The organism is Mucilaginibacter mallensis, assembly GCF_900105165.1.
GTDB classification, from domain to species: Bacteria; Bacteroidota; Bacteroidia; order Sphingobacteriales; family Sphingobacteriaceae; genus Mucilaginibacter; species Mucilaginibacter mallensis.
Map to the genome: position 1 here is coordinate 2,475,862 of NZ_LT629740.1, position 19,047 is coordinate 2,494,908.

General features: G+C 41.2%; 18 protein-coding genes and 2 tRNA genes. 13 read left to right on the top strand and 7 right to left on the bottom strand.

Features of this window, described 5'->3' with window-relative positions; all coding sequences use genetic code 11:
* Positions 1-23 precede the first annotated feature (23 nt).
* Together BLU33_RS10195 and BLU33_RS10200 are read right to left on the bottom strand one after the other, a co-directional pair.
* The gene (locus tag BLU33_RS10195; protein ID WP_091371962.1) at positions 24-566 is read right to left on the bottom strand and encodes a YbhB/YbcL family Raf kinase inhibitor-like protein; all 543 of its coding nucleotides are present in this window, start codon (positions 564-566) and stop codon (positions 24-26) included.
* Positions 567-650: 84 nt separating this feature from the next.
* On the bottom strand, positions 651-1,511 hold the full coding sequence (locus BLU33_RS10200) for a helix-turn-helix domain-containing protein (RefSeq protein WP_172829239.1): 861 nt from the start codon (positions 1,509-1,511) through the stop codon (positions 651-653).
* An 80-nt stretch (positions 1,512-1,591) separates the two neighbouring features.
* Between BLU33_RS10200 and hscB the strand changes: the two genes are divergently transcribed.
* The 7 genes from hscB (at position 1,592) to BLU33_RS10235 (ending at position 6,765) form a co-directional block, all read left to right on the top strand.
* Positions 1,592-2,116 (top strand): Fe-S protein assembly co-chaperone HscB, encoded by a 525-nt coding sequence (gene hscB / locus BLU33_RS10205; RefSeq protein ID WP_091371969.1) that lies wholly within the window; start codon positions 1,592-1,594, stop codon positions 2,114-2,116.
* A 28-nt stretch (positions 2,117-2,144) separates the two neighbouring features.
* Positions 2,145-2,228 (top strand) — tRNA-Leu (locus tag BLU33_RS10210).
* Between the two features lie 122 nt (positions 2,229-2,350).
* The gene (kdsA, locus tag BLU33_RS10215) at positions 2,351-3,127 is read left to right on the top strand and encodes a 3-deoxy-8-phosphooctulonate synthase (RefSeq protein ID WP_091371972.1); all 777 of its coding nucleotides are present in this window, start codon (positions 2,351-2,353) and stop codon (positions 3,125-3,127) included.
* Positions 3,128-3,179: 52 nt separating this feature from the next.
* Positions 3,180-4,112 (top strand): KpsF/GutQ family sugar-phosphate isomerase, encoded by a 933-nt coding sequence (locus BLU33_RS10220; protein WP_091380400.1) that lies wholly within the window; start codon positions 3,180-3,182, stop codon positions 4,110-4,112.
* A gap of 252 nt (positions 4,113-4,364) precedes the next feature.
* Positions 4,365-5,768: an undecaprenyl-phosphate glucose phosphotransferase gene (locus BLU33_RS10225; protein WP_091371975.1), complete on the top strand. Its 1,404-nt coding sequence runs from the start codon at positions 4,365-4,367 to the stop codon at positions 5,766-5,768.
* Between the two features lie 2 nt (positions 5,769-5,770).
* A complete protein-coding gene (locus BLU33_RS10230; protein ID WP_091371978.1) occupies positions 5,771-6,550 on the top strand; it encodes a helical backbone metal receptor in 780 nt (259 codons plus the stop codon).
* A gap of 133 nt (positions 6,551-6,683) precedes the next feature.
* A tRNA-Leu gene (locus tag BLU33_RS10235) sits at positions 6,684-6,765 on the top strand.
* Between the two features lie 423 nt (positions 6,766-7,188).
* Here the strand turns inward: BLU33_RS10235 and BLU33_RS10240 are convergent.
* The gene (locus BLU33_RS10240) at positions 7,189-7,650 is read right to left on the bottom strand and encodes an Lrp/AsnC family transcriptional regulator (protein ID WP_091371980.1); all 462 of its coding nucleotides are present in this window, start codon (positions 7,648-7,650) and stop codon (positions 7,189-7,191) included.
* 114 nt (positions 7,651-7,764) lie between these two features.
* On the opposite strand from BLU33_RS10240, the gene BLU33_RS10245 reads away from it, so the two are divergent.
* Together BLU33_RS10245 and BLU33_RS10250 are read left to right on the top strand one after the other, a co-directional pair.
* Complete coding sequence (locus tag BLU33_RS10245; RefSeq protein ID WP_091371982.1) at positions 7,765-8,160, top strand: Rid family detoxifying hydrolase; 396 nt, start codon at positions 7,765-7,767, stop codon at positions 8,158-8,160.
* Positions 8,157-9,407 carry an aminotransferase class V-fold PLP-dependent enzyme gene (locus tag BLU33_RS10250; protein ID WP_091371985.1) on the top strand — a complete coding sequence of 417 codons (1,251 nt, stop codon included), beginning with the start codon at positions 8,157-8,159 and terminating at the stop codon, positions 9,405-9,407. Before BLU33_RS10245 ends, BLU33_RS10250 begins: the two co-directional genes overlap by 4 nt.
* Before the next feature lie 623 nt (positions 9,408-10,030).
* On the opposite strand, the gene BLU33_RS25075 is transcribed toward BLU33_RS10250, so the two are convergent.
* The 4 genes from BLU33_RS25075 to BLU33_RS10270 all read right to left on the bottom strand — a co-directional run bounded on the left by BLU33_RS25075 (position 10,031) and on the right by BLU33_RS10270 (position 14,098).
* Entirely contained in the window at positions 10,031-10,183 is a 153-nt protein-coding gene (locus tag BLU33_RS25075; protein ID WP_157682108.1) for a hypothetical protein, read from the bottom strand.
* A gap of 257 nt (positions 10,184-10,440) precedes the next feature.
* Entirely contained in the window at positions 10,441-12,096 is a 1,656-nt protein-coding gene (locus BLU33_RS10260) for an FAD-binding dehydrogenase (protein ID WP_091380404.1), read from the bottom strand.
* A 371-nt stretch (positions 12,097-12,467) separates the two neighbouring features.
* Complete coding sequence (locus BLU33_RS10265; RefSeq protein WP_091371990.1) at positions 12,468-13,697, bottom strand: RNA polymerase sigma factor; 1,230 nt, start codon at positions 13,695-13,697, stop codon at positions 12,468-12,470.
* Positions 13,698-13,744: 47 nt separating this feature from the next.
* Positions 13,745-14,098: a YciI family protein gene (locus tag BLU33_RS10270; protein ID WP_091371995.1), complete on the bottom strand. Its 354-nt coding sequence runs from the start codon at positions 14,096-14,098 to the stop codon at positions 13,745-13,747.
* A 104-nt stretch (positions 14,099-14,202) separates the two neighbouring features.
* Between BLU33_RS10270 and BLU33_RS10275 the strand changes: the two genes are divergently transcribed.
* The 4 genes from BLU33_RS10275 (at position 14,203) to kdpB (ending at position 19,013) form a co-directional block, all read left to right on the top strand.
* The gene (locus tag BLU33_RS10275; RefSeq protein ID WP_197684589.1) at positions 14,203-14,451 is read left to right on the top strand and encodes a helix-turn-helix domain-containing protein; all 249 of its coding nucleotides are present in this window, start codon (positions 14,203-14,205) and stop codon (positions 14,449-14,451) included.
* 726 nt (positions 14,452-15,177) lie between these two features.
* On the top strand, positions 15,178-15,255 hold the full coding sequence (kdpF, locus tag BLU33_RS25685; RefSeq protein WP_076377293.1) for a K(+)-transporting ATPase subunit F: 78 nt from the start codon (positions 15,178-15,180) through the stop codon (positions 15,253-15,255).
* 12 nt (positions 15,256-15,267) lie between these two features.
* Entirely contained in the window at positions 15,268-16,983 is a 1,716-nt protein-coding gene (gene kdpA, locus BLU33_RS10285; protein ID WP_091371998.1) for a potassium-transporting ATPase subunit KdpA, read from the top strand.
* 2 nt (positions 16,984-16,985) lie between these two features.
* Positions 16,986-19,013, top strand: a complete 2,028-nt coding sequence (kdpB, locus tag BLU33_RS10290) for a potassium-transporting ATPase subunit KdpB (protein ID WP_091372001.1) — start codon at positions 16,986-16,988, stop codon at positions 19,011-19,013.
* Positions 19,014-19,047: the final 34 nt, after the last annotated feature.

Below are 19,047 nucleotides of genomic sequence, written 5' to 3' on the forward strand. Positions count from 1 at the left end.
GCACACTTCGAGTTGTTACCATTCTATCTTTTACAATATACGATCAGCGATGCTTTAGCCAATACCTGCTTGCCTAACAGAAAACCGGTTATAGCGGCAGTAGTTGAAGCTGTGGTACCCAATTTGACTGTTCCTAAAGCGTACACCGTAATAATGTAGCGATGTGCAGCCTCGCCCGCACCCGGGCATGGGCCCTGGTACCCGGGAGCACCAGTGTCATTCATACTTTGCAGACTGCCTTGTGGGGCAATATTGCTTTTAATATCGCCAGCACCTGCTTTAAGTTCATGAATTGTTGCGGGGATATCAACTACCACCCAATGCCAGAAACCGCTGCCGGTAGGCGCGTCAGGGTCATACATGGTGATGGCAAAGCTTTGCGTGCTCTCGGGAGCGCCTGTCCAGTTTAGTTCAGGCGATTTGTTGCCGCCATTGCAGCCAAAAGAGTTGGCGGTAAACTCGTTGGTGAACTGGCCGCCAAGGTCATTACTTTTAATGGTAAAAGTTTGTGAAAATGCAGCCTGTACAAAAAACAAGCTGATGAAAAGTGTGAAAATTGATTTCATGATTTTGAATATTTATTTATCCAAAAGTGATGAAATATGCCTTGAACCGATATTGAAAACGGTTCAAAAACTATTGCAATAAGATCAAACGGCTATATTTTGCCGATACGCAGCAGGAGTGACACCAAATTGCTTTTTAAAAGCCGTGTTAAAGTTGGAGAGGTTTTCATATCCATAGGTATCATAGATCTCACTGGCTTGCTTTCCCTTCAACAACTCGTTACAAGCCGCTTCGAGCTTTCTTTCACGGATATACTTTTGTGGCGATATGCTGTAGGCTTTTTCAAAATCGCGTTTAAAGGTAGAGCGGCTCCGGTTAGCTAAGAACGCCAGTCCATCTAAGGTAAGATTGCTGAAAAGATTGCTCTCTACAATGTTTTTTAAGGATAATTGGCCTAAATCTTGGTGCTTACTAAAAAGTGTCGTCAATTGAGCCGGGAATAACTCATAAATTACCAATAAAAGCTCTTCCAGTTTATGCAATGCTATAGTGTATGATAGTTCATGAGCTCCATTAATGAGCGCTTGTATACTTTTTACATATTCATTAAGATAGGGGGTACTGGCAAAATGAATATAAGGCGGTACATGCTCGGGGAAACTAACCCGGTTTGCAGTTTGCGGATATTTAGCCAGAAAATCAGTTACCAAATTACCGGGGAAGAACACGATGAAGCTGCTATAAGGGTCTTTATTAAGGCTGTGTTCAGCAATGATGGAGTTACCCTGTGGTATCAACATAGCTTGTCCCGCTCTTAAAACCGTATTTTCAGTTGCCCGGTAAATCTCTTTTTGGCCGTTTAATACAAAGCTGATGGCATACTGATCAAATACAACTTGGTTTTTAAACAGGCTGCCTTGGTCGTGGTAATGCACGAATGATATTTCACCTGCTTTTATCTGTGCCTGGTGTCTAACAGCATTGGGTACCGAAATAATATCCATAGCCTGTAAAATTATCGAATAAAACCGACTTTCAAACTCCCGTGATCCTGAACTTACGCCATAACCCTTATCTTTGCGATATGAATTATTTTGATTTCTACGGGATACCTGAAGCATTCCAGCTTAATGAGGGAGCGGTTAAAAAGAAGTTTTATGAACTGAGCAAGCTTTATCATCCCGATTTTTATGCCAATGAAAGTGAGGAAAAGCAGCAGGAAATCCTTGAATTATCAACGCTGAATAATAAGGCATATCAAACACTTTCAAACCCTGCAAAGCGTTTGGAATATATTTTAAGGCTGCATGAACTGGTTTCAGAAGGGGCAAAACCACAATTACCATCAGATTTTTTAATGGAAATGATGGATATAAATGAGCGCATAATGGAGGTGGATGATGCAACTGAACTGGGATCAATAACAGGTGAAGTTCTTGCTATTGAGGGCGATATGAATGAAAAACTGGAAAGCCTGACTGCTGATTATGCAACTTTAGATGATACTGCAAAAGAAAGCCGGTTGAATGAAATTGCAGATATTTACTTTAGACAAAAATATTTATTGCGAATTAAGGAGAGTTTAGATACATTTGCATCCCGATTTTGAACGAATTAATCCACCGTTCTTAACGTAGGCCCAGATGGCGGAATCGGTAGACGCGTTGGTCTCAAACACCAATAACTTCACGGTTGTGCCGGTTCGACCCCGGCTCTGGGTACAAAGCCTGATACGAAAGTATCGGGCTTTGTTATTTTACCACGAGTTTATCATTATAAAGGCTTTTCTCACTTCTCATAAAAATTATCATCTTTGCATTGTATACCCACATACTTATAAACTATGCTTTTTGAAAAAATGCGGCAAAAGCCGTTCTTTATACTGGGTCCATGCGTAATGGAAAACCAGGAACTATTATATACTGTTGCTGAAAAAGTTGCCGAAATAGGGCAGAAGTACAACATCCCGGTAGTATTTAAATCATCATTTGATAAAGCTAACCGTACCTCGATACACTCATATCGTGGGCCGGGCATTGAAAAAGGCCTTGAAATGCTGTTGAAAGTAAAAGAACGTTTCGGCTTGCCGATACTAACTGATATACACGAAAGCTACCAGGCCGCTATTGTAGGCGAGGTAGTTGATGTATTACAGATCCCGGCTTTCTTATGCCGCCAAACCGATCTTTTAGTCGCGGCAGCAAAAACTGGTAAGATTGTAAATATTAAAAAAGCGCAATTCCTGTCTGGTCAGGATATGTTTTATCCAGCTCAAAAAGTAATTGAAGCCGGTAATGATCAGGTAATCCTAACCGAACGTGGTAATATGTATGGTTATAATAACCTTGTTGTTGATTTCAGGAATATTCATGACCTAAAAACCTTCGGTCATCCGGTATGTATGGATTGTACGCACTCTGTACAACGCCCCGGCGCGGCAGGCGGCAAAACCGGTGGCGACCGTACATTTGTACCCATGATGGCCCTTGCTGCAAAAGCCTTTGGCGCTGATGGTTACTTTATGGAAACTCATCCCGACCCGGACAATGCCCTGAGCGATGGCCCAAATATGGTTAAATTACATGATCTTGAAAACGTGATTGTACCGCTGCTTGGATAATTTATTGTTTGAAACTAAAAACCGTTCTGTTGAAGGGGATTTATATAACGCTATGAAAGATATTGCCAAAAGGGTTTTTGATATTGAAATTGAAGCCCTGCAGCATGTTGCAGGCTTAATTGATGATGAATTTACAAAAGCAGTTCAGGTTATATTAAAGGCCAGCGGCAAACTTATTGTTATCGGCATAGGCAAGTCGGGCCTTATTGGCAAAAAAATAGCAGCTACCTTATCAAGCACTGGTACTCCCAGCTTTTTTCTGCATCCGGGCGAGGCTTTTCATGGCGACCTGGGCATGGTAGGTGAAAATGATCAGATACTATTGGTGTCTTACTCGGGCGAAACGGATGAGGTGCTAAAACTCATCCCATTTTTAAAATGGAATAAGAATATTATTATAGGCATTACCGGGAACACGGAATCAACCATTGCAAAAAATAGCGATTACCATCTTAATATAAATATCACCCGTGAGGCATGTCCGCTGGCACTTGCCCCAACCTCATCAACCACCGCTGCATTAGTTATGGGCGATGCCCTGGCGGTAGCATTAATGGAATTGCGACAGTTTCAGCAGGAGGATTTTGCCCGCTTTCATCCGGGGGGGAGATTGGGGCATAAACTACTCTCAAGAGTAAAGGACCTGATGCGTACCGATAACCTGCCTTATATAGCAAAGGATGCTTCGTTTACTGAACTGCTGCTTCGCATGTCTGAAGGACGCCTGGGTATGGTAATAGTAGGAACCTCTGAATATGTAGAAGGTGTAATTACTGACGGTGACCTTAGGCGGGCATTATTACGTAATGCCGATACCTCTAAATTAAATATAACCGATATGATGTCGCAAAATCCGGTGATCATCGATGCTGATGAGTTTGTTGGTCAGGCAGAAAAATTAATGATGACAAAAAAAATAACTACAATACTTGTAGGTGATACAGGACAAAGAACGATTACTGGCGTTTATCAAATTTATAATTAACAAGCTTATAAAAGGTACGTCAAATTCAAATAGGGTATGTAATATGCCTGTTTGGCAATACTTCTGTAAAAGTGATGTAGCCTTAATAATTGGTAGATTTCTATTTTTAGAAATTTATGATTTTACTAAAAAATTAGCTATAATTTTCTAAATTTGTTGGATACGAGGTAAAGCATATAAGATTTTCATATTGCAAACTTTTAGAAGCATTTTGTTTAACCAATTTTATATGTTTCGTAACAGAAAGAATACATGATTCACAGGTACGCAACTTTTATTAAGGCCGTAAATCTTACCACCGATTATATTATACTAAATATAAGTATGGTGCTTTCATATTTTATAGTTGATAAATCCAACTTTTTTTGGATCAACAATAAAAATTATTTACCCATTGTTTTAGTGTTTAATCTTATATGGCTGCTTGCAGCTAATATAACCGGGCTCTATGAACACGTGTTAAATAAGGATTCAATTAAAACATACAGGGGGGTTATTAAAACCTACTTTATATTCGTAAGTTTTATATGCTTCACCATAATTATCCTGATCGGCACTAAACCATATTTTATAACCCGCGAATACCTGTTTTATTCATTAGCGTTATTTGGTTTTTTGCTGGGCTTATGGAAGCTTATATTTCTCGGTATACGCAAAAGCGACCGTACTTCCTTAATTGATAACCGTAATGTGGTAATTGTAGGCGGTGGGCGCATAGGTTATGATCTTTATCATTTCTTTGATCAGAATAAGGAACGTGGCTATAACCTGATTGGTTTTTTTGATGATCATTCCGAAAAAGTAAAGGATAAACATTTATACCTGGGTAATACTGATGAGTGTATCAGTTATGTGATAGCAAATAAGGTTGATGAGATCTTTTGCACATTACCTAACTCAAAAGCCGATAAAATAGAAAAACTAATGCTTGATGCCGATAAAAACCTTATCCGCTTTAAGTTTATACCTGAATATTACGATTACGCTAAAAAGCCTACATACATACAAAGTTTTGGTCATATTCCGGTTATATCAGTAAGGCCCGAGCCGCTTGAAAATATATTGAACAGGGCTATAAAACGCCTGTTCGACTGTGTTTTCTCCATATTTGTTATACTGTTTATTTTTAGCTGGTTGTTTCCTATACTGGCTATCATTATAAAGATCCAATCGCCCGGCCCTGTTTTCTTTGTTCAGCTCCGTTCAGGGCGCGATAACAACCCGTTTAAATGCTACAAATTCAGGAGTATGCGGGTGAATTCAGATTCGGATAAAAAACAGGCCAGCCGTAATGATTCCCGCATAACCAAAATTGGCGCTTTTATGCGTAAAACCAGTTTGGATGAATTACCACAGTTTTTTAATGTACTGATGGGTAATATGTCAGTAGTAGGGCCAAGGCCGCATATGATAAGCCACACCGAGCAATATTCTCAATTGATCGATAAGTTTATGGTAAGGCATTTCCTTAAGCCGGGCATCACTGGCTGGGCTCAGATAAAGGGTCTTAGAGGGGAAACCAAAGACACCGAAAGCATGCTTAAACGTGTTGAGGCTGATGTTTGGTACCTGGAGAACTGGTCGTTCCTGCTTGACTTGAAGATCATTTTCTTAACTTTCTGGGGTACTATTAAAGGCGACGAAAACGCATTTTAAAAATGCCCGTTTTCTACGACCAACTGAACAGGGCAGTAGATCTTCCGGATATACCGAAAAGAATCATTTCCGTAGTACCATCACAGACTGAATTACTATTCGATTTAGGCCTTGATGACAAGATAACCGGTATTACTAATTTCTGTACTCATCCTGCTAATAAAACCAGATCAAAAACTACAGTTGGCGGCACTAAAAAGCTGGACATTGATCTGATAAAGACGCTTAATCCCGATCTCATCATCGCCAATAAAGAGGAAAACGACCGCGTGCAGATTGAAGAGCTAATGAATTATTTTCCGGTTTGGATAAGTGACATCAACAACCTGCAAGGCGCAGTTGAAATGATCAATAGCATAGGGGAGATGCTTGATTGTAAAGACAAAGCTGAAACTCTTACCAGCTCAATCATTCATCAGTTCGATCAGCTTAAACCATCTCCTTTAAAACTGCGTGTTGCTTACTTAATATGGCGCAAGCCCTATATGGTTGCTGGCAGTGATACTTTTATCAATAGCATGCTGGGGCAAAGTGGGTTAACAAATGCATTTGATTTGAGCAGGTACCCCGAAGTAAATAGCGATATGCTCATCAATGCTCGTCCCGATGTAATATTCCTATCATCAGAACCATATCCATTTGCAGAAAAACATATTACTGAATTTAAAGTAATAGTACCCAATGCTAAGATTATTTTGGTAGATGGTGAGATGTTTTCGTGGTATGGAAGCAGGTTGTTATTGGCGCCTGAGTATATGTCGGGGGTAATAGGTGCATTATAAACACTAAAATTTGCTCTAATTATTAAGGCAGCAAAAATTAAATACCCTGGTGATTAATGGCTTACGTAATTATGTTAAATAAATTTTATTCTTTACCATTTTAAGCTATCTTTGCACCTCACAAAATCCTAATGCGGAAGTGGCGTAATTGGTAGCCGCACCAGACTTAGGATCTGGCGCCGCGAGGCGTGGGGGTTCGAGTCCCTTCTTCCGCACAATGGGAATGGTTTGAACACCATTCCCATTTTTGTTATATATTGGTAATCAACTGTTTATTTTTTATCGCTTTTTGAAATGATGCAAACAAATTGCATTTTATATAAAGAATTAATGGGACTCGAACACCCAAGACCGACTTCTCAACGCATTTAAAAAGAGTTTCATAAGGTTTATATGTTGTTTCTTTAATAATTATTTCTGTTATAAGTTCGGATATTTAATCATTGAATGCGAGCGCTTATTCCACCAAATTGAAGGGCTGGTGGAGGCAATACCGCGAATGCAGCTCAAATCAGAGAAAAATATTGTAGTTCATGAAAATTTAGTTTTTCTTTGGATTCATCAAGGGTATTACCGTTAGCGGGTCTTCGGTGATTGTCATCGAAGGTGGTTATATAAATAGTCGCCTGGCAATGGGTTCAAATCGTCACACCGAATCCAACTTTTACTTTATCCATGACCACATGGGTGTAGAAGTGTTTGAGGTTAGGATTGTCCATCAGGTGCTTTTTAGAAAACGCTTCGAAATGCGGCATGTCGCGGGTATTGACGATTAATACAAAATCATAAATTCCGGTTACATAATAGCACTGCGCAACTTCGGTACATTTTGCAAGGCTGTCTTTGAATTTTTCAATTGATTTTGAGCTGCCTTCGTGTAATACCAGGTCAACAATACAAGTGATGCCGATTCCTGCGGCAGCCGGTGAAATAATGGAAACATCTGCTTCAATTATTTTATCATTTCTTAAACGGCTGATTCTACGTTGAATGGCGCTTTGACTAAGGTTCACCAATTGGCTTAATTCTTCCGACGTTAACCGATTATTCTCTTGTAATAACCGCAACAGCTTTTTATCATAGTTGTCCAGTGCCTGCATAATTTTCCTGTTTGTGGCACAATAATAAATTATTTTAATCGGTGCTGGGGCATAAACGCAGAAATTAAGCACCGCTCAGTTCCTAATTTTGATTTACATATAAAAAATATAAAAATGAAAATATTATTTGCAGCAGATGCGCCAAAATCGATCGGGCCCTATTCACATGCTATCCGGACTGGCAACCTCTTATACTGCTCCGGCCAGACTCCCTTAGATCCGGCTACTATGAAGGTGGCGGAACTGGATATCGAAGGGCAGACGAAAAGGGTATTAGACAACTTGAAACTGGTATTAGCAGCAGCGGGACTGACCTTTGCCAGCGTGGTAAAAACAAATGTGTTTCTGGCCGATATGGAGCTATTTCCGAAAATGAACATTGTATATGCAGCTTATTTCGTTGAACATAACCCGGCAAGAAGTACAGTGGCCGTAAAAGGATTGCCCTTCCAGGCGCTGATTGAAATAGAATGTATTGCTGAATTTAATGAAGCCAATGATAGCTTATGAATACGGAGCAAAAAATAATCCTTCCTTCCAATAGTATATTTACGACGGAAGAGGTACTGCAATTCAGGAATGACACTTTAGGCTGTAAAAATGTAATTCATCTAAACAATGCAGGGGCAGGCTTAATGCCTGATATCGTAACGCAGGCACAACTGGACCATATTCAACTGGAAGCTGAAATAGGAGGCTACGAGGCATCGGCATTGCGTGTGGATGTGATCAGCGCGTTTTATAACCAGGCGGCGCTTTTATTTAATTGCAAGCCGTCGAATATCGCCTTTACCGCAAGTGCAACGGATTCCTATACCAGGGCTTTGTCTTCTATCCCTTTTACACAAGGAGATATCATTTTGACGGATCATGATGATTTTGTTTCTAACCAGATCCAATTCATGTCGCTCCGGAAACGATTGGGAATCGAAATAATCCATATCAAAAATGCGGCGGTCGGCGGAGTTAACTTGAATGACCTTGAAGAAAAACTAAAAAAATACCGGCCAAAGTTGCTGGCGATCACGCATATTCCAACTAATTCAGGGTTAGTGCAACCTGTTGAGCAAATTGCACAGATCTACGCCAGCTATTCACAAAAATATCCGGACAACACCTGGTATATCCTGGATGCTTGTCAATCTGTAGGACAAATGAAACTGGATGTACAGCAATTGAAATGCGATTTCCTGAGTGTTACCAACCGGAAGTTTTTGAGGGGTCCTCGCGGCACGGGTGCGTTATATATTTCCGACAGGGCGCTGGATGCGGGTCTTGAACCCCTGTTTATCGATATGCGCGGCGCTATATGGACTGAAAAAGATACATATCAGCAACAGCCGGATTCAAAAAGGTACGAAGACTGGGAGTTCGCTTATTCCACCGTGATCGGTACTAAAGTGGCGATCGAATATTGTCGGAAAGTCGGAGAAGATAAAATAGAACAGCAGGTCAAATTGCTTTCCGGCATCCTGCGAACAAAATTGGCAGTTACCAATAAAATACGCGTATTAGACACAGGGCCGGAGTTAGGTGGCCTGGTTACTTTTACGGTTGAGGATTCTGACCCGTTGTCTATTGTTAATGGCTTATTGAAAAGGAAGATCAACGTAGTGCCCAGCTACAGGGCATTTGGCCTAATTGATTTCGATGAAAAGGGGGTGCAATGGGCGGTAAGAGCTTCCCCGCACTATTATAATACCATGGATGAAATGGAAACTTTTGTTGAAAGTGTGAAGGAAATTATAGGTGCTTAGGTAAATTGGGTACCATTAAAATATTTTAAGGCTAGTTTTCGATATTTTCACCCTCTTTTATTGCCTTGATCATCAATAAAATATCTTCAAGGTGTTCAAATACAGTACCATGTGGTGCACAACATGGGATTCTAGTAAAATCCGAAGAGAGTTACTCCAAAAAGAGCAACCATTTCTTGTTGATTATCTGCAAGTTATGTCTGAATGCCAGGTTGATGTAGGGTGTTCTAAATGCACCCTCACTATAACTCAAACCATGTTTGAACACCCCACTTAATAAAGAGTGCTTTTGGATTAATGGTTGATTTGGTCGAACGGGCAAATGGCTGAAAGCGGTAAAAGGATGAAAGTAGCTACGATGGATACAGTTTCCCTGGATATTTTGGAGCTGGCGGACACTTTTCGTATCCTGGAGGCTTCGCTGCTGCACTGGCGGTTCCTGAATTTCGGGCTATGGCCGGCGTATGAATGGAGCGATGAGGAGGTTAAACTGTTGGCCCGGCTCCTGCACTGGCAGACCCACGCCTGCATCATACGGAGGCTCGGGTGCCGCTGTGCATCGGCTATGCCAGCGACCCCGAGGCTTGGTCAGCCGGCCGGAATTGATTAAGCTTACCAGAGATTTATTGGTTTATTTCGCGGCAAGCCCCATCAAACTCAATGAAATTTTGCTGATCAGCCTGCTGGAACGGGTACACAATGCGCTCATTGGGGTTCATTTTTTCCGGCGCGCTGGTGAAACCACCTGCCGCATCAGCTGGGTCCGTTAACCGCATTAAGGTTAGCAAGGTACAGCCGCTTCACTCGTTCCTCGCTCTAGCCGCTTCCCTGCATTGTAAAAGACCGCGCAATTTGGGCATCGCCTGCGCTCGCCCAAACTGCACGGACTTTTGCCGCCACTTTATATTTCCTGATAGGTGTTTTCCATCACCGCTTTAAAATTCCCCCAGGCTTTTTGGTTAGCAAATTTCTGAACAAGCCCTTTGACATCAAGACCGGGGCCTGCGGGTTTGCTGAAAAAAACTCAAAGTTATCAATGAACACCGGCGACGAATCTCCCGGCTATTCTCCCGGAAAACATACATCCCCCCAAAAAGGATCCTTCCAAAGAACGGTAACCATGCATACCGCCGCCGCCAAACCCTGCAGCTTCACCTGCAGCATATAATCCGTCAATTGGATTCCCATCGGTACCTAATACCTGAGCATTTAAATTGGTTTCGAGCCCACCAAGTGTTTTACGCGTAATAATATGGAGTTTTACTGCAATCATCGGCCCTGCTTCAGCATCAAGTATTTTATGCAGGGGCGCAGTTCTTATCAGCTTATCACCAATATAGTTGCGCGCATTTCTAATAGCTTCAATTTGCATGTCCTTGCAAAATGAATTTTCTAATTGGCTATCTCTCGCTTTTATTTGTCTTTCAATGTTTTCAAAATTAAGCAAAGGCTCAGCGGTAAGCTTATTCATACCCTCAACCAGTTCTTTCAAATTATTGGCGATCACAAAATCTTCACCATTTGCTTTAAACGCTTCAACCGGCACGGTGGCCTTTTTGCCAAAAGCGCGTTTTATAACGTCCAACCAGCTTTTATCTGTCAAGTCAGGATTTTGCTCCGAACCGGAAAGTGCAAATTCCTTTTTAATTATCTTTTGGTTTAATATAAACCATGAGTAATCGTAACCCGTTTTTCCAAGGTGGGTAAGTGTGCCCAATGTATCAAATCCTGGAAAAAGTGGTACAGGCAGCCTTTCTCCTGTAGCATCAAACCACATTGATGATGGCCCGGGTAATATCCTTATGCCATGATTTTTCCAAATAGGCGCCCAATTTTTTATACCTTCCGTATAATGCCACATGCGGTCAGGATTAATAAGGTTCGCTCCGCTTTTTTGAGCGATAGCCAGCATACGGCCATCCACATGTTCGGGGACGCCTGATATCAGATGTAAAGGAATATTTCCCAGTCTATGGGGCCAGTTTTTGCGTACCAGCTCATGATTTGCACCTATGCCACCTGAAGCAATAATAATCGCATGTGCATCATAATGAAAATCTCCCACAACAACGTCAGGGCTTTTTTCACCCCGCTTTACATCTGACGGCTGTAAAATATTCCCCCTTACTCCAGTAATCTTTCCGTTCACCACCTCAAGTTCAGTGACCCTGTGCCTAAATTTAAATTCTATCAACCCTTTGGTTTCCGCTATTTTCGCGTTTTTAACAAATGGTTCAATTACACCGGGCCCAGTGCCCCATGTTACATGGAACCGTGGCACCGAATTGCCATGTCCAATAGCACCATAGCCGCCGCGCTCTGCCCAGCCCACAACCGGAAAAAAACGAATACCTTTCTGGTGCAGCCAATCATATTTTTCTGTTGCTGCAAAATGCACATAAGCTTCAGCCCATTTTCGGGGCCAGTGATCTTCGGCCCGGTCAAACCCTGCGGTTCCCATCCAATCCTGCATGGCCAGTTCGATGCTGTCTTTTATTCCTAAACGTCTTTGTAGGGGGGTATCAACCATAAATAAACCACCGAACGACCAAAAAGCCTGTCCACCCAAGTTTTGTTCGCCCTCCTGATCAAGGACTATGCATTTTACGCCCTTTTCGGTAAGTTCGTTGGCAGCAGCCAGACCTGCTAAGCCGCCGCCAATTATTATAATATCACTTTTAAAATACATATGTTTTTCATTATTAAATATTAATACCTTAATACGCTGCAATTCCTGCGTCGTATAAAATCTACAATATTATTGTAGATAGCCCTTATGAGAAAGATCTAGTTCACATGATAATTTTCAAATTGTAAAGTGATATGGCCTAAATTTAGCTAAAATGCTCTTAATTATCAATGGATTAAGAATGTACGGCAGTTTTTTTCAAGTACATTGAAAATTAATTCCCTGTATATTCGATTTTTATTTTTCACATCGAATAGTTCCTTTGCTAAGCGTGGTTGTATACGCAGTTGCTTTTTCAAAACGATATTCTCCGCAGACCGGGAGGTCAACTGCACCTGTAAGACAAGAAAACCTTACTTGTATTAAGCAATTCATCCTAATTTGTCAATTTTCCTTTGAATGGATTGTTTGTCAGGGTGTGTTTTTGCAATGGAAAGTGCCTTTTGAAAATTCACCTTTGCTTTTTTGTTATCAATATCAGTATAAAGCTCACCAAGCAATGTATAATAAAAGTGATTATCTGACAGATTCAACTTTTCAGCTGCAATAATAGCTTCCTGTTTTCCATTTGCTTTTGAAAGCGCATAGGTTCTGTTTAGCGCTGCTATTGGTGAATACTCTATTTGCAGCAACCGGTTATATAGCTGCAAAATATTTCCCCATTTCTCTTTGGTATCAGCAGGCCGTGTATTCCAATAGGCTATGGTGGCTTCCAGGTGATACTTAGAAAGCCTGTCACCGGTTGTTGCGCAATTTAAAAAATATCCGCCCCTGCCTATTAAATCTGTATTCCAAAGGGTTTGATCCTGGTCATCGTACAAAATAAGCTCACCATTTTCGCTAACCCGGGCATCCAGCCGTGAAGCATGAAAGCACATGAGTGCAAGCAAAGCATTTACGTGAGGCTTATTCGTGTTTTTATTTTCGATGAGCATATAGCACAAGCGAATAGCTTCAAGACATAATTCTTTGCGAACGGTCTGATCTTTACTTGCAGAGTAATACCCTTCACTAAATAGCAGGTAAATAGTCGTTAATACAGTCTCCAGCCTTTCATTAATCTCTGATTTGGCAGGAAGTTCAATCTTTATTTTCTCCTCTCTTAACCTCTCCTTTGCCCTGTATAGCCGCTTATTTATTGCTTCTTTGTTTACCAGGAAAGCTTCTGCAATCTCATCAATTCCAAAACCGCATAAAATCCGAAGCGACAAACCTATTTGTGCCTCAGGTGAAATTGAAGGATGACAAATTGCAAACATCATTTGCAGCTGGCTATCATTAATGTTTTGTGGTGATAAATCAATTTCAAATTGATGCAGTTCTGAAGAGTTTCCTTTTACTTCGACTGTAACCTTGTTTTCAAAAGTTGACCTTCGTTGTAAGAAATTTTTTGCTTTATTTTTTGCAACGTTATATAACCATGCCGAAGGTTTTTGTGGAATGCCCTTAAGCGCCCAGGTTTGGGCAGCTGTAACAAAGGTATCACTGGTTATATCTTCAGCAGTTTCAATCTGGTCGAAGCCAAAACGCTTACAGAGTACCGAAACTATTTTCCGGTACTCTGATCTGAATAAATGAGGTATTAATTCCTGCTGTTCCATAAATATGAGGTCTCTACAAACATTATACTTACAGCAGCTTTATTGCATTAATGAACACCATCTCCATTAACAACTTTACGCACTTCTACGCTATTACCCTCTCCCTGTAAAACCGGGCAGCCTTTTGCAAATTCCACCGCTTCATCAACAGAACTTGCTTTAACAATAATGTAGCCCCCTATGGTTTCCTTAATTTCACCAAATGGCCCATTGGTAACCACATTATTATGATGTACAACCCTTGCATCATCAAAAGGCAAGCCATTACCGCCACTAAATTTGTTTTGTGAAGCGATACCGCCAATCCAGTCCATAGTTTGCTTCATCCAGATTTGGATTTGTTCGGGTGAAGCAACCTTTGCGCCATCCTCATGTCTGAAGATCAAAATAAATTCGTCCATTTTGTTTCGATTTTAACTGTTAATAAATATATGAATTACACAGATAACAAACGAAACTGCCGGAATTGGACATAGGGCAAAAACTTTTCCCTCACATACGAAACATGGAAAACTGCAATCAGTCAGCTGCGTCAGTAAAAGAGTTTGCATTATTGGAGGTTCTTTTGTATAATAAAAACCGTGTTATATCCAGGATTTATATAGCCGAGGTTGTATGGAGAATAAATTTCAACAGAGGCACAAATTTAATAGACGTTTACATTAACTATTTAAGAAGCAAAATTGACAAAGGCTATTCAAAGCAACTCATACATACCGTAATTGGAATGGGATATATTTTGAAAGATAGCTAAACATAGTTTATACCTCTTTATTAAACCTAATTCACATTGAACTCGCCAATAAATTTCGGGCCATTTTTTTTTAATAGCAGTAACATTCTTATACGTGTAAGGAAAAAAGTTCGACGAGGCTAAATCAGGGTTATCAACTAGAAAAACTATCGACTAAACTTATATAAGGTGACTATAAATTATCCTATTGAGCACTTTTTTACATATAATATAACCCGATTTATGCTGCATTTTATGTTGGTGTTAAATTTTCTACCACACAGCTATCGCTTAATTAACCGTTCATTTCTGATATACTCTCTCAAAACAAGGGACTTTTAGTCTTTGCTTTTCCCGGTGATAGGCGATTGAATTAAATTCAATCATCTGTTTTTTAATGTATTAACTATTTATTGCGATTCTTTCATTATTCTGGCTCCAGGTTTGGTTCCCCTGCTGCAATGAAAAAATAGTAATTATGCAAAAACGAATTTACCACTCTGATAAGGAAACGGCCGAAAGCCCGGAAGAAAAGGACAAATACACTTTCAAGGACATTCTCGTCATTGTTGTTGCCTGGCTAGTGGCACTGTCTATGGTTTATATCTGCTACTTAAAATTTAAGTTTTTCCTGCACCACTAAATAAATAACAAAAAATGATAACCGTAATTTATGTACTGCTCGGCCTGGCTTTCTTCTGGCTCTTTTTTAAATCCGTAAACTATTTCGAAAAAATCTAATTCCCTATGATCGCATTATTCATCGTCGCTATAGCCGTGTTTGTCTACATGGTATATGTGCTGCTAAAACCTGAAAAATTCTAATTACTAAAAACTATGAACACCGAAATCTCAGGCGTAATTTTTACTTACCTGCTTACTTTGGCCATCGCTATTCCGCTTGGTATTTACATCGCCCGCATGTTTGGCGGTCAAAAAACCTGGCTGGATTTTATGGCTCCTCTTGAACGTTTCATTTTCCGCTTCAGCGGTATCGATACTAAAAAAGAAATGAACTGGAAGCAGCATATGCTTGCGCTGCTCACCATTAACAGTGTATGGCTCATTTATGCTTTTTTCTGCTTACTGTACCAGGCGCATTTGCCTATGAATCCTGATGGTAATCCAAATCAACCCCCCGATCTGGCATTTAATACAGCCATCAGCTTTTTAGTGAACTGTAACTTACAGGATTACTCAGGTGAGAGTGGTGTCACTTATTTCACCCAGCATTTTGTGATCATGTTTCTGCAATTCGTTTCAGCAGCTACAGGTATTGCTGCCCTGTTTGTCTTATTCAAGGCATTCCGGGATAAGGTAACCAATAAGCTGGGCAACTTTTGGGACTTTTTTGTGAAAAGCATTACCCGCGTATTATTGCCATTATCTGTAGTAATGGCCATAATCCTGGCCTTTAACGGTACGCCCACAAGCTACAAGGGTAAAGATACATTTATTACCCTGCAGGGCGATACTGCACATGTATCAAGAGGCCCGGCAGCTGCCATGATCGCCATAAAACATTTGGGTACCAATGGCGGCGGCTGGTTTGGTGCAAACTCGGCTCACCCGCTCGAAAACCCAAATTACCTCACCAATACTGTTGAATTGGTAGCGCAAACCATTATTCCGATAGCTTTGGTATTTGCTTTAGGCTTTTACCTTAAAAAGAGAAAATTTGCCTACGTTATGTTTGGTGTGATGACCATTGGTATGCTGATGCTGCTTATCCCTACCATGAATGCTGAGATAAATGGCAGCCCAGCCATTGCCAGGATGGGGATCATCCAGCCAACTGGGGCAATGGAGGGTAAGGAGGTCCGCTTTGGCCCGGCTAATACCGCTTACTGGAATATTATAACCACCATCATTTCTACGGGGTCAGTCAACTCCATGCATGACAGCGCCATGCCGGTATCCGGCTTTATGATGATGATGGCCATGATGACCAACTGCTTTTATGGCGGCTGCGGTGTGGGGATATTGAACTTCTATATCTTCATTATTATCGCGGTATTCATATCCGGGCTGATGGTTGGGCGAACACCTGAATTTTTCGGGCGGAAAATTGAAGCTCGTGAAATGAAAATCGCATCCATTATAGCTTTGCTGCACCCTTTTGTTATATTGGTGGGTACAGCAGTATCATCTTACGTGCTGGTACATATGCCAAATGCCAATTGGGCGGTAAAGCCATCCGCATGGCTCAATAATCCAAGCTTCCATGGTTTTTCAGAAATGCTGTATCAATACACCTCTTCTGCCGCCAACAACGGGTCTGGTTTTGAAGGGCTGGGAGATAACAATATCTTCTGGAACGTAAGCGCGGGTTTTGTACTGCTGCTTGGCCGTTTTTTACCCATCATCGGCCCTGTTGCCATTGCCGGTATTTTAGCCAATAAAAAATTTATACCGGAATCTGCCGGCACATTAAAAAGTGATACTTCAACCTTTGGCATTATGGTATTTGCTGTAATTATGATAGTTGCCGCATTATCGTTTTTTCCAGCCCTGGCATTAGGCCCTATTGCTGAACACTTTTCTTTAAAATAATTATGAGAACTCAAAATACATTATTCCAGGGCGAGCAGGTAAGTATGGCTTTAAAGCAATCATTTATCAAGCTCGATCCTCGCCAGTTGATCCGTAACCCAGTTATGTTTACCGTGGAGATTGGCACCTTTGTTATGCTGATCGTCAGCATCTATTCTTTGACAAATAAAGGACAGGGCAGCTTTGGCTACAACTTCACTGTCTTTATTGTACTGCTGCTTACCGTGCTGTTTGCCAATTTTGCTGAAGCTATTGCCGAAGCACGCGGCAAGGCACAAGCTGAAAGCCTGCGCAAAACCCGTTCAGAAACACCAGCCCGTTTACTGGTTGATGGCAAGGAACAAATGATCATGTCATCATTACTGAAAAAGGGCGATATATTCATCTGCGAAACCAATGATACCATCCCTACCGATGGCGAGATCATCGAAGGTATTGCTACCATTGATGAATCGGCTATTACAGGTGAATCTGCCCCGGTTATCCGTGAATCAGGTGGTGATAAATCATCTGTAACAGGTGGCACCAAAGTATTATCCGACAAAATAAAAGTGATGGTAACCACCCAGCCCGGCGAAAGCTTTTTGGATAAAATGATTGCCTTAGTTGAAGGTGCATCACGCCAGAAAACGCCAAACGAAATTGCCTTAACTATTTTATTGGCGGGTTTTACATTGATCTTTGTAATCGTATGCGTTACGCTTAAACCTTTTGCGGACTATGCTAATACCCCTATAACCATAGCAGCCTTTATCTCACTTTTTGTTTGTTTGATTCCGACGACTATCGGTGGCCTTTTGTCGGCCATCGGTATCGCCGGTATGGACAGGGCATTGCGTGCCAATGTGATCACCAAATCAGGCAAGGCAGTTGAAACTGCCGGTGACCTTGATGTTTTATTACTGGATAAAACAGGTACCATCACCATAGGCAACCGTAAGGCAACCAACTTTTATCCTGCAAAAGGCATCAGCGAAGAAAGCTTTGTAATTGCCTGTGTGCTGAGCTCACTTGCCGATGAAACACCCGAGGGTAAGTCGATTGTTGAATTAGCAAGCCAAAGAAAAACGGCTCCCTCAATCATAGCGCCTAAAAACTCCATATTCATCAAATTTACTGCCGAAACCCGCTCAAGCGGTTTGGATACACCGGATGGCCTCCGCGTTCGTAAAGGGGCTTTTGATTCCATCAGGAATATGGCCATTAAGGCCGGTCATCAATTCCCAATTGAGGTAGAGGACAATGTAAAGAAGATCTCATCAAACGGCGGAACGCCACTGGTGGTGTCGCAAAATGAGCAAATACTTGGTGTAATTGAATTGCAGGATATCATTAAACCAGGCATAGCTGAACGTTTTGAGCGTTTACGTAAAATGGGCGTAAAAACCGTAATGGTTACCGGTGATAATCCGCTTACTGCCAAATTTATTGCAGAGAAAGCCGGTGTGGATGATTTTATTGCTGAAGCCAAGCCTGAGGATAAAATGAACTATATAAAAGCCGAGCAACAAGGTGGTAAACTGGTAGCCATGATGGGCGACGGTACAAATGACGCCCCTGCGCTTGCCCAGGCTGATGTTGGTGTAGCCATGAACAGCGGTACACAAGCTGCCAAGGAAGCCGGTAACATGGTCGACCTGGATAATGACCCTACCAAGCTGATCGAGATTGTGGAGATTGGTAAGCAATTATTGATGACCCGTGGTACTTTAACCACATTCTCTATCGCTAATGATGTGGCTAAATACTTCGCTATTGTACCGGCTTTATTTATGGTATCCATACCGGCATTAAAGGCCTTGAATATCATGGACCTGCACAGCCCGGAGTCGGCTATACTATCTGCGGTTATTTTCAACGCCATCATTATTCCATTATTAATACCATTGGCTTTAAGAGGGGTAGCCTATAAACCAATAGGAGCGAGCGCATTATTGCGTCGCAATCTATTGATCTATGGTTTAGGGGGCGTCCTGATCCCTTTTATCGGTATTAAATTCATTGATCTGATGGTAGCTCTGTTCATATAATGGAACTATCCATCAAATAAAAATTAAAAAAATA